Here is a 15,528-nt window from a genome sequence, read left to right as displayed (position 1 = left end):
CTCTTAAATCTTGCGATGTGTTGGGAAAATCCTTAGAGTTCCCTGTAAACTAGCGGTTTTTACGAGATTTGTGCGACACGCTCTATGTGTAATGTTTTGGTAAGTTCGTGGGGGAGAGAAGCCTCAAAGCTGTGGCACCCTATGCGCTGGCAGCAGATGAATCCTGCAGGAAGGTTAAAATCGGGAGTATGGATATAACTGCACATGAGTCATTAACCTGGAAATACATTTTGAATCAGCTCATCTCTGGGCAGGATCTCGGTTCTCGTCATGTGGATTGGGCTATGGATGAAATTATGACTGGTTCAACGCCTGAACCTATACTCGCTTCCTTCCTGACATCGCTCCACATGAAGGGGGAGACCTCTGAAGAGTTAGGTGCCCTTGCGCGAGGAATGCTTGCAAAAGCTGAAACTATTGATCTTGATGTACACGCGGTTGATATTGTAGGCACTGGCGGAGATCAGCAGAATACCGTCAATATATCCACCATGGCAGCCTTGGTTATTGCTGGTACAGGTGCGACAGTTGTTAAACATGGTAACCGGGCGTCAACCTCTAAATCAGGGTCGGCAGATGTCTTGGAGGCGCTAGGTATTCAGCTAGATATGCCGATTAAGTCTGTTGCCGCGTGCGCTCGGCAAGTAGGAATCACCTTTCTATTTGCAATGACTTTTCATCCCTCCATGCGGTTCGTAGGGCCGACTCGAAAAATGTTAGGTATACCAACGGCTTTTAACTACCTAGGACCCATGACAAACCCTGCGCGAGTGTCATCATCTGCAATTGGGGTAGCTAATCCGCAGATGGTAGAAAAGATGGCTTGGGTTTTCGCGAATCGAGGTGACCATGCTCTTGTATTCCGGGGGGATGATGGGCTTGATGAATTGACAATTGCTACAACTTCCCAGATCTGGGAAGCAAGTGGGGGTACTCTTCAGAAGTATGTCTTTAATCCCGAAGGCTATGGAATTGAGCGTTCTTCATTAGATAGCCTGCGAGGGGGAGATGCTGAGTATAACGCCAGTGTGTTTCGCGCAGTATTAGCTGGGGAGGGCGAGTCGGCAAAAGACTCGTTGCATGCAATTCGTAATGCAGTTCTTATTAATGCGGCGGCCGGTCTGATAGCTTACCGAAAAAACGACGGCAGGAGTTTTGAGGAACGGTACACAGAAGCCTTGGCGGATGCACGCCAATCTATTGATACTGGGGCAGCAGCTCAAGTTTTGAACGCCTGGGTAGAGTTTAGCCACCTGGTGGTAGAAACGCCGAGTCCGTAAAGCGCCTATTCATGTAAATAGAAGAGTTTGGTGTATCTGCAGCTTTACTGGACATTGAGGAGAAAGAAGCTGCTGGGGTGAAACCGTCTTTACAAGGGCGCACTGGAAGCTAATCCGGTTCAATTACATGGAAGATTGAGCGGCTGTGGTTTTCTGACTCTACTTTACATAATGTATATTATCGGCTATTTGTAGTGTTGTGAGTTTGTGTGAGTAAACTCTTTGATTGGTGATGCACCTCATGGAATAATGTTTGTATAGCTTGGGCGCTCTATTGCGTTGGATTATTGTGCCTACGATGAGGAGGAAAATATGGATTGGCTCTTTGACAGCCCATGGACATTTTGGCTGATGCTAGCTTTGCTCTTTGCGATAATTGAGATGCTGTCTCTAGATCTCTTTTTCTTGATGCTTTCCCTATCTGCCCTCATCACATCGGCTATTTCACCATTGATCGAACATTTCTTCGCTCGAGGAATAGTTTTCGCGGTTTTGTGCATCCTTTTTGTGCTTATTCTACGTCCGCCTCTTCTGAAACGCCTCAATCGCTCTGCCGGAAATACCGTTACAAATGCCAAAGCCCTTAGGGGTAAAACTGTTCTTGTGACAGAGGATGTCACTGCTGAATCTGGTTTAGTGCGTCTTGAAGGCGAAATTTGGACAGCACGTACTTCAGGAGCTCCTATCCCCTCCGGTTCCTACGCCCAGGTCGAAACTATTAACGGCGCTACAGCGTTTGTGTACCCGCATGTATCAACTTTGCCAGAAGGATCAGCTATTACCCCTGAAGCTGAATAAAATGTTCCATATACGCCCCTAAATTTTGTTATTAATCACCGAAAAAGAAAGTAGGTAATGAAGATATGGTCCCAATTATTCTTCTTGTGATTCTCTTCATTTTTGTTCTTATCTTGTTGGCTAAAACCATCCGGGTGATTCCTCAAGGTCGAGCAGGAATCGTTGAGCGTCTTGGTAAGTTCCGAACCGTGCTAGAACCCGGTTTACATATGGTGGTACCGATTATTGACCGCGTGCTACCTCTAATTGATGTCCGTGAGCAGGTTGTCTCGTTCCCCTCGCAGTCCGTGATTACCGAAGATAACCTTGTGGTTGGGATCGATACCGTTGTTTACTTTCAGGTAACAAGCCCCAAGGACGCAACCTATGAAATTACGAACTATATTCGTGCTGTTGACGAGCTCACCAGTGCGACCCTCCGTAACGTAGTCGGTGGTCTAAACCTTGAGCAGACCTTGACCTCTCGCGATCAAATCAACGCGGAATTGCGCGGAGTTCTTGATGCTACAACCGGCCGTTGGGGACTACGAGTATCTCGTGTCGATATTAAAGAAATTCAGCCTCCACACTCTATCCAGGACTCAATGGAGAAGCAGATGCGTGCAGAGCGTGATCGTCGTGCTGCCATTCTGACGGCCGAAGGTCAGAAGCAGTCAGATATTCTGACGGCTGAAGGTGAATCTAGGGCTGCTATCCTTCGCGCGGAAGCTGAAAAACAGGCTCAAATTCTTCGAGCTGAAGGTGACGCTCAATCTGCAATCCTTCGAGCTGACGGTGAAGCTGAAGCTGTTCATAAGGTATTCGAAGCCATCCATCAATCTAACCCGAGCCAGCAGCTACTCACTTATCAGTACCTGCAAACCTTGCCCAAACTCGCTGACGGCCAAGCTAATAAACTCTGGTTTATCCCCACAGAACTTGGCGATGCTTTGCGAGGTCTTGGCAACGCATTCGGCAATTTGCCGGTATCGGACATAAACGATGGATCGACAAAAGCAGCGTATACAAAGCCTGATACTTTTGAGGCCCCATCTCAAGGATATGGCTTCAATAGTTAAGATAGTTTAGCTTGACTTCGCGAATAACTGTCTCTAATAGTTGGGCGGCGGAGAATATTCTCGATATAATGGATGTTTTAGACGTTCGAGGGAATAGCTCTCCCCCGCCCAACGTTATGCAGCCGCTGAGTATCTGCGGAAACCCTTTCTGGAGTCTGGAGGAATTGTGAGCGATCGTAGCCTGCGTGGTATGCGTCTTGGAACTCAATCTATGGAAACCGAGTCCAATGTACAGCCTGCACCCCGTCAACGTGTAGAGTACCGAACCACTGATGGTGACCGCGTATTTGTGACCTTTGCTGCTGAAGCTGAAATTCCACAGGTCTGGGTTGCTAAAACTGGCAAAGAAGCATATCTTGTCAACGGCGAGAGTGACGCCCAGAATGACGATGATAAGCCAGCTCGTACACACTGGGACATGCTGATGGAACGACGTAGCGTTGAAGAGTTAGAGAAGACTCTAGAAGATCGGTTGGAATACTACCGTTCTCATTATGCACTGTAGGATACATTCATAATGCATAAGGGAGAGGAACCCTTTTAGAGGCTCCTCTCCCCTTCTTGTGCACATGAGAAATAACTAGTCAATCATATGCTCTACCTCCATCGGGACCTCGCCTTTGAAGAAGGCAGGACGGAGGTAACGTTGATACACCATAACGCAAATTCCTAAGAGAAGAATCGCGACACTTAAGCAGAAAACTAGCCCGACTCCCCCAATTTCAGACCCCGAGCCATGATGGGGATCCATGGAATCATAGGTCGTCTGAATGAAGAAAACAAGAAGCATAATGCCTCCCAAAAGGGGAAACAAAAACTTATTCACAAATGATTTAAAGCCTGATGAGAAGGCCACCTTTCGAAAATACCATACACAAGCAAATGCCGTCACACCGTAGTATAAACAGACCATCAAACTCAAAGCGGAGATGGTATCCCAAAGCACAGAGGCTGAAATAAAACGCATAAGAACGTAGAACAAGGTAGCAATCAGACAGGAAGCGATGGTCGCATAACTAGGTGATTGGTACTTTGGGCTAATACTCGCAAACTTAGGCCCGAGTGCCTTGTAATATCCCATGGCTAGCAATGTTCGAGCTGGTGAAACTGCCGTGGATTGTAAAGAGGCTAAGGCCGAAATAAGAACTGCGAAAGACATAATAATTCCGAGAGAACCTAGTACAGGTCCCGAAAGAACAGCAAAAATATTCTCCTGGTTATCAGAGTTTCCTAGACCCAGACCTTCTGAGGACGTACCCGCAAATGCCAAAGTCCCCACAGAAATTAACAAGTACAGTAGAACTACTGTGAAGATAGTGCCAACAGCTGCGTGACCGCTAGTTGTATGCTCGCCTTCTGTTTCTTCATTCATAGTGAGGACAGCGTCCCAACCCCAATATATGAAAAAGACAAGAGATATACCGGAAGAGAAAGCTGAGAATGACTCGATTCCGAAGGGGTTAAACCATTCAAGAGTTGGAGCAAGGTTAGCAAACCCAGTATTTGTGACCGCTTTATAGAGAGCGACACCCGCAAAAATAGCGAGTACGACAAGCTGGAAAATAATGAAAACAGTTTGGATCTTCTGAGTCGCATCCAGCCCGCGGTATGTGATGTAACACCCGAAACCCATCAAGGCTAAGAATGTGCCGATATTGATAAAGGTATTACTTGAAAGCGTCGCTAGATCTGGGTTAGAAAAAACCTGAGACAAAGCCAGGTAAAAGAAATCTACAGCTATACCTGCGAGGTTTGAGAGAACCAAGATGGTAGCTGCTAATAGTGCCCAGCCTCCGAGCCAACCAACCCACGGACCGAATGCTTTGGTTGTCCAAGTGAATGTTGTTCCCGCATCCGGCATAGCAGCGTTAAGCTCTCGGTAGCCAATAGCTACCAATAGCATAGGGATAAACCCAATGAGAAAGATCGCGGGCATGTGCTCCCCCGCTACAGCTCCTACAGGACCCAGGGCCCCCGATAATGAGTATGCGGGTGCTACCACAGAGATACCAATAATAATGGAGCCAAAAAGAGATACAGATCCGGAAGATAATCCCTTTTTGTTAGCGGCGCTTGTATCAATAGCGCCGTGGGGGTTATTTGATGCAGAATCTTTGGCTAGACTCTGACCTTTATGTAACTTGTGGGGTTGATTATTCTGAGACAAGGTGCTCTCCCTCTATCGGAGTGTCGTCGCCAGACGGTGTGTGCTTATAGCGACCTGCTCAATATGCGATTTAGTCTAATTGATCCAGAACAGTAGTAAAATCACCTGAATTTTTGTCTACAAGGTGTGCGCATAATAGCTATAGGTAAATAACTGGCGCATGTGTGGAATAGGATTAGCTGTGACAAGAGCCCCGATCGTTATATGAGGTATGACCGGGGCCCTGTAAGCCTCCAAAAAATTATGAAACGCTTCGAATACCTTCGATAAGAATATTCATTGACTGTTTTAGGAGCTCGTCACTGATAGTAAGCGGAGGAAGCAGACGAATAATGTTGCCGTAAGTACCACAAGTAAGAATAAGTACTCCTCGTTGCTGACAGTAAGCAGCGATATCCTTGGCCGCCGTGGGATGCGGGGCTTTAGAGATAGAGTCTGCTACGAACTCCAGTGCGAGCATAGCACCGCGTCCGCGGAAATCCCCTACAATGTCTAGTTCATCAACAAGCGGGGCTAACGCTGCTGTCACCAGTTTCTCAATATGCAGAGCTCGTGCGTTCAAATCAAGATCCTGCATAGTTTCAATAGCCGCAAGAGCAGCCGCACAGGATACAGGATTACCACCGTATGTTCCGCCTAATCCTCCTGGTTGAACTTTATCAAAAAGCTCTGCTCGGCCGGTGACAGCTGAAAGCGGCATACCACCAGCAATACCCTTAGCGGTGGTGACCAAATCGGGTTCAATCCCCTCGTACTCACTCGCAAACCATTTGCCAGTGCGGCAGAAACCAGTTTGTACTTCATCAGCGATAAAGACGATGCCTTTTTCACGTGCCCATGCAACCAGCGTTGGCAAGAAGCCATCGGCGGGAACAATGAACCCCCCTTCACCCTGGATAGGCTCGATGAGAATTGCGGCTACATATTCTGAACCAATTTGCTTCTCAATCATGTTGATGGTGCGTTGAGCTGCCTCTTTACCATCCATGCTCTGATCGTCCCGGTAAGGGTAGCTCATAGGAGCACGATAGATTTCAGGAGCAAAAGGACCGAAGCCTTTCTTATATGGTGCTACTTTTGCAGTCAACGCCATTGTTAAATTGGTTCGCCCATGGTAGGCATGATCAAAAACAACTACGGCATTGCGACCGGTAGCTGCACGAGCAATTTTTACAGCATTTTCAACTGCCTCCGCACCAGAGTTGAAAAGTACTGAGCGTTTCTCAAAGCGTCCCGGTATTAGCTCGTTTAGTTTTTCAGAAACTGCTATATACCCCTCATAAGGAGTAACCATAAAACATGTATGGGTGAAGTGCGTGACCGATTCTTGAACTGCTTGTACCACCTTGGGAGCTGATGCACCAACAGTTGTGACTGCGATACCCGCTCCCAAATCAGCCAACGAGTTACCATCAACATCAATAATGACGCCACCGTCTGCATCAGCCGCGTAAACTGGGAGCCCCGAAGCGACAGATGCAGGAACAGCTTGTGAGCGACGATGTGCAAGAGCACGTGATGAGGGGCCGGGAAACTCGCCAATAAGTTTTATCTCTTGAGGAAGACGATACATCTCTACCATGAGACTACCTTTCAAAGGAAAACGTAGCATAAGCTACATGGATAATATGTGAATTGTGAAGAGACGGTACAGCACCTAGACAACAGAGCTGTACTGCTCCACAAGCTCTTCTCTAATGTGTGATGATGCAGGACTCTTTTTTGCCGAATTGCCGAATGAGCCTGGAGAAGCTGTTCTTTATGCGCTCAAATCACTCATGACGTGCTTAACGCGTGTGTATTCTTCAACGGAGTACATGGAAAGATCCTTACCATAACCCGAGTATTTGAATCCACCATGGGGCATTTCAGCAGTCAGAAGTACGTGCGTATTAATCCAAACCGCTCCGAAATCAAGATCGCGAGAAACTCGCATAGCAGTACCATGATTTGACGTCCAAACTGATGACGCCAACGCATAATTTACATCGTTAGCAAGCTCAACGGCTTCTGCCTCTGTAGTAAATTTTTGGAGCGTAAGAACTGGTCCGAAGGTCTCTTCTTGGACAACGGAATCGTCTTGATTGACTCCGCTCAGCACTGTAGGCTCCACAAAAAAGCCACGAGTGCCGCACTGTTTGCCGCCAGTTTCAACTGTGACATGTTCAGGGAGGCTGTTGAGCTTATTCATGACGGTCTTAAAGTGGTTGATGTTGTTCAACGGACCGTAGAAGTTCTTTGAATCGTCTTCGTGCCCAGTAGCTGTATCTTTTGCTGCAGATACCAGCAGATCTCGGAACTTGTCGTAAACGCTGTCTTGAACGAGTACGCGAGTGACTGCTGTACAGTCCTGGCCAGCATTGAAATAACCGAAGTCTGCGAGCATGCGCGCAGTACGAGGCAAATCCGCGTCTGCAAAAACAACTGCTGGCGCTTTACCGCCAAGCTCCAAATGAGAACGTTTCAGACCAGCTGCAGCGCCGGTAGCAACTGCCTGACCTGCGCGTACTGATCCGGTAATAGAAACCATGGCAGGGGCCGGGTGCCCTACCATAGCTTCACCAGTTTTACCGGTTCCCAGCACAACGTTGACAACACCTGCGGGGTATATTTCCCCTATAAGCCTTGCCAACTCGAGGGTGGATTCTGGTGTGGTGTCAGATGGCTTGAGAACTACAGTATTCCCGGCAGCGAGCGCGGGTCCCAACTTCCATAATGCCATCATGAGGGGATAGTTCCAGGGGGTTACTTGGGCGACGACGCCGATGGGTTCGCGTCGTACGTATGAGGTGTGTCCTTCCATGTATTCGGTTGCTGCTTTTCCTTCTAGGGTGCGTGCTGCCCCTGCGAAGAAACGTAGCTGGTTGGCGCCGACGAGGACTTCTTCGTCACGGATGAGTTCTCGGGGCTGTCCGGTGTTGCGGTGTTGTGCTTCAACGAGTACGTCGACGTTTTCTTCGAGCGCATCTGCGAGCTTGAGGAGAAATAGCTGGCGATCTGAAGGTGTCGTATGTTTCCACGTTTTGAATGCGTCTTGAGCCGCATGCATAGCGGTGTTGACGTCGTCGTCGGTGGATACTGGTGCTTGTGCTATGACTTCGCCGGTTACGGGGTATACGATGTCGAGTACCTCATCAGAGGTGGAATCGACGAACTTGCCGTTGATGAAATTCTTCAAGCGCTTCATAACGTTCTCCTTTGGGGTTTGGACTTACGTAGGTTTGTAAGTTTGTGTGTGCTCGTTTTTCCTTGTGGGAAGGTAAAACGAACCCTTCGAGAAATTGTTGTGTTGTGCGTATCTTGGATGGTTTTTGGGTGGTTTAGCTGGCGTATGGGTCTTTGATGCCGATGTATTGTGTGTAGGTGTATTCGGCGATGCCTTCGGCGGCTCCTTCCCGTCCTAGTCCGGAATGTTTAACGCCTCCGAATGGGGCTGCAGCGTTTGACATGATGCCGATGTTGAGGCCTGTCATGCCGACTTCTAGGCGGTCTAGTGTTCGCAGAGCGCGGGATGTATCTGTTGTGTAGACGTAGGATGCTAGTCCGTATTCTGTGTTGTTGGCGAGTTGGATTGCTTCTTCTTCGGTAGAAAAGGTGATGATGGGTGCTACGGGTCCAAAGATTTCTTCTTGGATGACGCGTGCATCGTGAGGAACGTTGATGAGGACTGTGGGTTGGTAGAAGTATCCGGGACCGTCTTGGGGATAACCGCCGACCAGAGCTTGGGCGCCTCGGTCGAGAGCGTCTTGTACAAGTTCGTGGATGGAATCTACTGCTTTTTGTTCTATGAGGGGGCCACAGGTGGTGTCCGGGTTTAGACCGTTGCCGGTTTTGAGATTTGCGATTTTCGTCGCTAATTTGGTGGAAAATTCTTCGGCACGGGATTCGTGGACTAGGAATCGGTTTGCGGCGGTGCAGGCTTCGCCCATGTTGCGCATTTTTGCTCCCATGGCGCCTTCAATGGCTTCGTCGATATTTGCGTCTTCGAAGACGATGAAGGGGGCGTTTCCGCCGAGCTCCATGGAGGTGCGTAGGACATTTTGCGCTGCTGATTTTAGAAGGGCTTTGCCAACGGGGGTGGAGCCGGTGAATGAGAGTTTGCGCAGGCGTGAGTCTGCAAGGAGAGGATCTGAGACGGCTGATGCAGTTGCTGATGCAACTACGTTGAGTACTCCTGCTGGTAGCCCCGCATCGAGCATGGTTTGTGCGAAGTATTGTGCGGTTAGGGGTGTGAGCCGTGCAGGTTTGAGAATCATTGTGCATCCTGCTGCTATTGCAGCTCCGGCTTTGCGTGTTGCCATAGCTAGTGGGAAGTTCCATGGGGTGATGAGTAGGCATGGTCCTACGGGTTTATGCTTTACCAGTATTTGGTTTTTACCTTCGGGCGTGGGCTGGTAGCGTCCGTAGTCGCGTACGGTTTCTTCGGAGAACCATCGTAAGAATTCGGCTCCGTAGACTACTTCTCCTCGTGATTCTACGAGAGGTTTTCCCATTTCGAGGGTCATGAGGGTGGCGAACTCTTCGGAGCGATCGGTGATGAGGTCGTATGCCCGTCGTAGTATTTCTGCACGTTCACGCGGCGGCGTGTGTGCCCATTGGTCTTGAACCTGGCATGCTGCGTCTAGGGCCGCTATGGCGTCTTCAGGTGTTGCTGATGCTAAGGTCGTGAGCTTTTCTTCGGTCGCTGGGTTGAGGACATCGAACGTCTCCCCTGCGGATCCTTCACGCCAAGTGTCGCCGATGAGTAGCCCAGTGGGTATTTTGTTGATAAGTTCTTGAAGATGTTGTTCCATTGTTTTCCTTTCCTTGGGGTGATAGTACGGCGGTGTATATCACGTGAGGAGCTGTGCTATTGCTTGATGATGGGGATTGAGCCTGTCCACGGCTGCTGCTGGGAGCCTTTGCGTCCAGGGTGGTAGTCGCGTGGTACTACGACGAGGGGAATAGGAAGTTTGGTCATGATTTTTGCGGTTGTTGAGCTTAGGAAGAGTTCTCCGCGTTGGGCTAGTTTGGAGGATCCGGCCATTAGCACGGAGTCTTCATTCCAGTGCACAGAATCGACCGCTTCTACGATGGTAGTTCCTGCGCCTACGGCGATGCTTAGCTGCTGCGGGTTTATTGGTTTGACTGCGGATTGATCTACGAGGTCTTGGATGATGCTGCGATAGGTTGTATCGTCTAGGTCTTTTCCTTCTTCGTAGAGTGAGACTAGGCGTACTGGTATGCCTGTTCGGTTTTGGGTGGCTATGGCTTCTTCGACAAGGTTTATGGAGTCGATGTCTGGGGATACGGCGCAGTCGAACTGTTTGATCGTGTGTGAAGCGCTGTATTTACGTGGTGCTAGAGCGACGGGAATGCGTGAACGGTGTAGAAGAGCGTTCCCAACCGCGCCTAGTGAGTGCCAAAGCCAATTTCCGGTGTTACCGCCGCCCACTATAATGAGTCCGGCGTCTATGGCGTCAGCTAGCTCTAATAGACCGCTGACTGCGGAATCGGCGCGGCGCAGGTGGAAGCGGGCGATTACTTGGGCGGGCACGTAATGTTGTGCTTCTTCAAGCCATTGAACGGCTTGCTTTTGGAGTAAGTCTTCGAAGTTGGATCGTGGCGCTGCAAGGCGAGGACTTTGCGGTTTAATGACGTACACTACGTCCAATTCTGCACCTAGGGAGCGAGCTAGTACGACTCCTAGTTGGAGAGCTGAACGGCCCCGTGCATCAGGCGAATATCCTACGACGTATTTCATGTTTCCCATCCGTATTTTGGGGAGCTTTACTGGGTATGTCATTCTTTAGTTCACCCAGTAAAGCTGCCCGTGTGTGCGTTACGATGCGAATGATCTTATTTGAGTTTCGCGGCTAGCAGTTTTGCTGTTTTTTCTCCCATGCGTATAGCGCCATCGACATGCTGGTAGCCTTCGGCAGCAATGTCTGAGCAAGACCAGTAGATTGGTCCTACTGGGGTTTCTTGGTCTGCGCCGTAGCGATGCAGTCCCCCAAGATCATAGCTAGCTGCGTATGCACCACGAGTCCATTCTTCGGCCCCCCAATCTGATTCGTAGTACACCACAGGATTTTTTGTTTCTTCTCCGAGCATTTGCGCCATGGAGTCTAGGATGCGTTCTTTGCGTTCCTCGGCGCTGATGGTGAACATTTCATCCGCTGCTTCGTCGGAGACGAACCCTACTAGAGTGCCGCGAGCTTCTTCTTCTCCAGTTGCTGGGTCGTAGTTAGTGTTGTCGTAAATCTCTTGTACCAGGTTATTAGCGGCAAAACAGGTTCCTGAGAGACCTTTGTCCCGCCAGAACGGTGTGGGGTAAACAGCGTGCACCTTGATAACCAAACCAAGGGACTGGTGCTGATGCATCTGATGCTGCCGGCGGTCTAGGGCTGGCACAAAATGGATACGCGAGTATAGGTTCGGGGGAACCGCAACAACAGCGTATTTTGCACGAACAGTGATGTTTTTCTCGGGCGAAGCTTTTCCATCTTCAGAGAAGGCTTCGGCTTCAGCAAGTACGGGGTATTCTCCGTCTTCTTGCCAGCGCAAAACGCGAACTGGGTGTTCAAGAATTATGTTCTCTTGTCCTACTTTGTCTGCGAGAGCTAAGGAGACGGACTGCATACCGCCCAAAACGCGTTTATCGAGAATAAAATCTTCATCGACAAGGTTGGAGAAAGATCCGGCGGATGCCGCCATAAGTACTGCCTGTAAAGCTGAGAATGCATGAGCCGGCTTAGTAAGCATGCCGCCAGCAATGAAGAGCCCAATATTGTTACATGCTTCTTCATCGTTGGATTGTTCGCGGAGCCAATGGTGAAAGCTGATTGTATCAAGTTCGCGTGCCTTAGGGTGCGCCCAGGGCTTCTCGGCCCCGATCTCTGCTGCAAGCTCATCCAAGACTTTGATGAGTCGTTTCATTTCTTGCTGGGTGTGCTCGTTGGCGGGGAACATGTCTCCGCTGTAACGGTGCATAGTACCGTCAGGGTCGCGGTAAAGGTTTTCACCTTCACGGTAACGAGAGAAGGTCTGAAGCCCGAGTTCTTCAACGAGTTCGGTGAGAACAGTCTGATCGGGGGAAATCCATTGTCCGCCGATTTCAAGGAATGCGCCGTCAATATGGTTGTTCCATGTGCGCCCGCCTACACGTTCACGCGCTTCAAGGACTGCAACGGTATGTCCTGCTTGCTGCAGTCGGTATGCTGCAGTGAGTCCGGAAGGACCTGCGCCGATAATTACGACGTCTCGGGTCAGTTCATTCGTAGTTTCGTTCTTGGCCGTCATGGTTAAACCCTTTCGCTCAAAGAATCACAAAACGAATTGTGTTCGTTTTAGTGTATCCCAGAACACAGAAATTACAAATCTAAGGGCATTTATGAAGCGTAAAATTTCTGATGGCATGTTTTATAACTGCTCACAGACGGGACGGCAGTACACGCCGAAAGCAAAGAAATAGTAAAGGATTTATCGTGATCTCTTCCCCCGTGCGACGCGCTGGACGCCCCTCTTCGACAGTGTTAAGCACATCCAAAATTGTGCGGTCAGCACGTAGACTTTTGGCCGATCAAGGAAATTTCACTATGAGCGCACTTGCTCAGAAACTAGGCGTCGCACCCTCTTCCTTATACAATCATTTTCAGTCTCGTGACGAAGTACTGGGAGCTATAAGCGATGCGGTCATCAATGACATTACGCTGGAGCCCCTGATACGAGCGACTAAAATTCTTAACGAGCAACACCTATCCCCCACCGAAAAGCTAGAACTCTGGACTGAATCTTTGAGTCTGTGGGGGAAGTCTTATCGAGACGCGTTCAGTGAGAGCACCGATTTGGTAACAGCGCTCGCATTGACCCCAATTGATCGGGCCCCTCAGACGTTACATATGTATGACGTCCTCGTTCAGACGTTAAGAGCTTTTGGGTGTCCAGATTATAAAACTTTAAATGTTATTGAATCTTTAGAGGCATTCCTGCTGGGATCCGCAGTAGATGCCCACGCCCCCGAATCTATCTTTAACCCTGCAGCTTCAGCAGATGAGTATCCATATTTACAAGACGCATATACAGCGCTGCAGCGTAGCTCGCAGACGCCAGCAGAGAACGCATTTAGCTTAGGACTCGAGGCGATTCTTCATGGTCTGGCGCGTACAGCTATACAGGAATACAACACGAATACAGAGTGACATTATACAAAAGTGCCCGAACTATCAAAGGGTAGTTCGGGCACTTATTCTATGTGAAGTTTAGTTATTTGCCTAGCTTCTGTTTGAGCTTATTGATGCGGTTGGAAACGCCCCAAGTCGTCACTTTACGCATAGAATCAAAAATTATATTTCCGGTCATCTTTGATGCTCCGACCTCACGCTCAACAAAAGTAATAGGAACCTCAACAATTTTGAGCCCTGCTTGCTCAGAACGCCAAGCGAGGTCTACCTGAAAGACATAGCCCTTAGATTCAATGCCTTCAAGATTCAAGCGTTGTAGCGCTTCACGCCTATATGCGCGGAAACCTGCTGTGATGTCTTTGATTGCAGTCCCTAGAACAACCCGCGTATAAATATTTGCTCCGCGAGAAAGAATTTGGCGTTGAATGGGCCAGTTTTCTGTTTTTCCGCCGGGTACATAACGGGAGCCAATAGCTAAATCTGCCCCAGCTTCAACAGCGTGTACTAGCGATGGCAACTGCTCGGGCTGGTGAGAACAATCAGCGTCCATCTCAATAAGGACTTCATATCCCTCATTTAGACCCCAATCAAACCCAGCAAGGTAAGCTCCACCAAGACCGTCTTTCACAGTACGGTGAAGAACGTGAATCTGTGAATCTTGCTCAGCCATAGCATCCGCAATCTGACCTGTACCGTCAGGGCTATTGTCGTCAACAACTAGAATATCGACGTCGGGTGCTGCCTTACGAAGACGTTCAACAACAACGGGTAAGTTTTCCTTCTCGTTATACGTCGGAATAACGGTCAGTACACGCATAATAATTCCCTTGTTTTCCTTTGTTAGAGTGAAGGTAGGGTCTAGGTTTACTAGTATAACCGGCGAAATACGGCGTAAGGGCGTATTCTGCAGATGCACGGCATATTTTCAGGTAACTTTTACGAGCTAGGAAACGTACTATTCCCCTCCCCTAGTGTACATGCGATCTAATACAGGCAACGGCACATCTGAAGCAAGAACCGGTAAAAGTGGAATATGAGCACGGGGATCAGTACTCCACGAGGCTACGCGAGAATCCGGGGTTTGCACCATAAGCTCAGTGACGTTCCAGAGTGCTATATTCGCTGGTGTATCAGGGAGTATTTGGCCCGCAAAGGGGTTATCGTCGTGGGCTAGACGGTAGACTCCTCGCGTAAGTGCGGCGAAACCACTGCGTGCTGAAATGCCATATGCCGGTTTTATAAGGGCTGAGATGAGCTCCCATCCAAGAGGCACTTCAACAAGAGACGAGTCTGACCCCAGCGCGAACGCGGTACCAGCTGCATTCGCCCGGCGGGCTAACTTTGCGGTCTCAGCATCAAAGGCTGCTTGGATGCCAAGGCTAATCCGTGCATCTGTGAGATCTTGAAGGCACCGATCATCGACAACTCTATGAACCATATCAAGCCGGATGTTAAGCCAAGGATGCTGTTTCCTAACGGCTAGCGCATAGCTAAAGGCATTAGTGAAACTATCTTGGGTGTTGATGGAGAGTACAAGACCATGTTCTGCTGCTTCGGAGGCCAGAGTAGGTAGGTGGTCTAGATTTGTGGCGTGAAATCCAGTGAGTGCTATAGATGATTTATTGAGCAGGTCTTGGGCTGTGGTGACGAGCTCAGCGTACGATGTGGAGGTCGCTTGTGGCTCTGGGATTATGAAGAATCGTACGTCTGGGGCTGTTGCGTGTGTTGTATAAAACGTGTCGAGTGATGCGCGTAGGGTCGGGACGTCTCGTATTGTTCCTGCGAGTGTGTGGGTATGGTATCCCTGGGTATGTGTTCTGAGGAAGTACTCGTAGAGTGTTTTTTCGCTGTGGTTGTTTATGGGTGCGAAGGCACGTGCGAAGGTGGGCGTGATGAGTTTGCCGTTTAGATCGATAGCTCGCATGCGTTCGTCTGTGATGGAGCGAGCTCCCACATCTGAGCCTATCCAGGTTACGGTACCGTTTTCGGTGAGGAGCGCTGTGGCGTAGGGGTCGGCGGGGCTGTAGATGCTCCCGTTGGTATAGATATAGATGCTCATGTTC

Annotated in this window: 13 protein-coding genes; 5 read left to right on the top strand and 8 right to left on the bottom strand. The window is 49.3% G+C overall.

The features are described 5' to 3' along the window. The first annotated feature begins 188 nt into the window (after window positions 1–188). The 4 genes from trpD (at window position 189) to HMPREF2958_RS09050 (ending at window position 3,641) form a co-directional block, all read left to right on the top strand. The gene (gene trpD, locus HMPREF2958_RS09065; RefSeq protein ID WP_204873970.1) at window positions 189–1,280 is read left to right on the top strand and encodes an anthranilate phosphoribosyltransferase; all 1,092 of its coding nucleotides are present in this window, start codon (window positions 189–191) and stop codon (window positions 1,278–1,280) included. Window positions 1,281–1,592: 312 nt separating this feature from the next. Further along, window positions 1,593–2,078 (top strand): NfeD family protein, encoded by a 486-nt coding sequence (locus HMPREF2958_RS09060; RefSeq protein ID WP_070523910.1) that lies wholly within the window; start codon window positions 1,593–1,595, stop codon window positions 2,076–2,078. A gap of 65 nt (window positions 2,079–2,143) precedes the next feature. Beyond that, window positions 2,144–3,136, top strand: a complete 993-nt coding sequence (locus HMPREF2958_RS09055; protein WP_070697771.1) for an SPFH domain-containing protein — start codon at window positions 2,144–2,146, stop codon at window positions 3,134–3,136. 166 nt (window positions 3,137–3,302) lie between these two features. Further along, window positions 3,303–3,641 (top strand): RNA polymerase-binding protein RbpA, encoded by a 339-nt coding sequence (locus HMPREF2958_RS09050; RefSeq protein ID WP_004004666.1) that lies wholly within the window; start codon window positions 3,303–3,305, stop codon window positions 3,639–3,641. 75 nt (window positions 3,642–3,716) lie between these two features. Here the strand turns inward: HMPREF2958_RS09050 and HMPREF2958_RS09045 are convergent, their stop codons facing one another. From HMPREF2958_RS09045 to HMPREF2958_RS09020, 6 genes are all read right to left on the bottom strand, one after another. Continuing rightward, window positions 3,717–5,303 (bottom strand): APC family permease, encoded by a 1,587-nt coding sequence (locus tag HMPREF2958_RS09045; protein ID WP_070697770.1) that lies wholly within the window; start codon window positions 5,301–5,303, stop codon window positions 3,717–3,719. A gap of 241 nt (window positions 5,304–5,544) precedes the next feature. Further along, window positions 5,545–6,915, bottom strand: a complete 1,371-nt coding sequence (gene gabT / locus HMPREF2958_RS09040) for a 4-aminobutyrate--2-oxoglutarate transaminase (protein ID WP_070697769.1) — start codon at window positions 6,913–6,915, stop codon at window positions 5,545–5,547. A gap of 147 nt (window positions 6,916–7,062) precedes the next feature. After that, entirely contained in the window at window positions 7,063–8,490 is a 1,428-nt protein-coding gene (locus tag HMPREF2958_RS09035) for a gamma-aminobutyraldehyde dehydrogenase (protein WP_070697768.1), read from the bottom strand. 133 nt (window positions 8,491–8,623) lie between these two features. After that, complete coding sequence (locus HMPREF2958_RS09030; protein WP_070697766.1) at window positions 8,624–10,096, bottom strand: NAD-dependent succinate-semialdehyde dehydrogenase; 1,473 nt, start codon at window positions 10,094–10,096, stop codon at window positions 8,624–8,626. A 56-nt stretch (window positions 10,097–10,152) separates the two neighbouring features. After that, the gene (locus tag HMPREF2958_RS09025) at window positions 10,153–11,046 is read right to left on the bottom strand and encodes a universal stress protein (RefSeq protein ID WP_238382326.1); all 894 of its coding nucleotides are present in this window, start codon (window positions 11,044–11,046) and stop codon (window positions 10,153–10,155) included. A gap of 95 nt (window positions 11,047–11,141) precedes the next feature. Continuing rightward, the gene (locus HMPREF2958_RS09020; protein ID WP_070697758.1) at window positions 11,142–12,584 is read right to left on the bottom strand and encodes a flavin monoamine oxidase family protein; all 1,443 of its coding nucleotides are present in this window, start codon (window positions 12,582–12,584) and stop codon (window positions 11,142–11,144) included. 185 nt (window positions 12,585–12,769) lie between these two features. Here HMPREF2958_RS09020 and HMPREF2958_RS09015 point away from each other — a divergent pair, with 185 nt between their 5' ends. Further along, window positions 12,770–13,483: a TetR/AcrR family transcriptional regulator gene (locus HMPREF2958_RS09015; protein WP_083313734.1), complete on the top strand. Its 714-nt coding sequence runs from the start codon at window positions 12,770–12,772 to the stop codon at window positions 13,481–13,483. Between the two features lie 64 nt (window positions 13,484–13,547). Here HMPREF2958_RS09015 and HMPREF2958_RS09010 read toward each other — a convergent pair whose 3' ends face one another. Both HMPREF2958_RS09010 and HMPREF2958_RS09005 read right to left on the bottom strand, forming a co-directional pair. Continuing rightward, on the bottom strand, window positions 13,548–14,282 hold the full coding sequence (locus HMPREF2958_RS09010; protein ID WP_070697755.1) for a polyprenol monophosphomannose synthase: 735 nt from the start codon (window positions 14,280–14,282) through the stop codon (window positions 13,548–13,550). A gap of 138 nt (window positions 14,283–14,420) precedes the next feature. Continuing rightward, entirely contained in the window at window positions 14,421–15,524 is a 1,104-nt protein-coding gene (locus tag HMPREF2958_RS09005) for an amidohydrolase (RefSeq protein ID WP_070697753.1), read from the bottom strand. Window positions 15,525–15,528: the final 4 nt, after the last annotated feature.

The sequence above is a fragment of the Rothia sp. HMSC036D11 genome, from assembly GCF_001814205.1.
In the GTDB taxonomy this organism is placed as follows: Bacteria; Actinomycetota; Actinomycetes; order Actinomycetales; family Micrococcaceae; genus Rothia; species Rothia dentocariosa.
The sequence above is the reverse complement of the archived record's forward strand: the minus strand, read 5'-3'. Positions and strand labels throughout refer to the sequence as shown.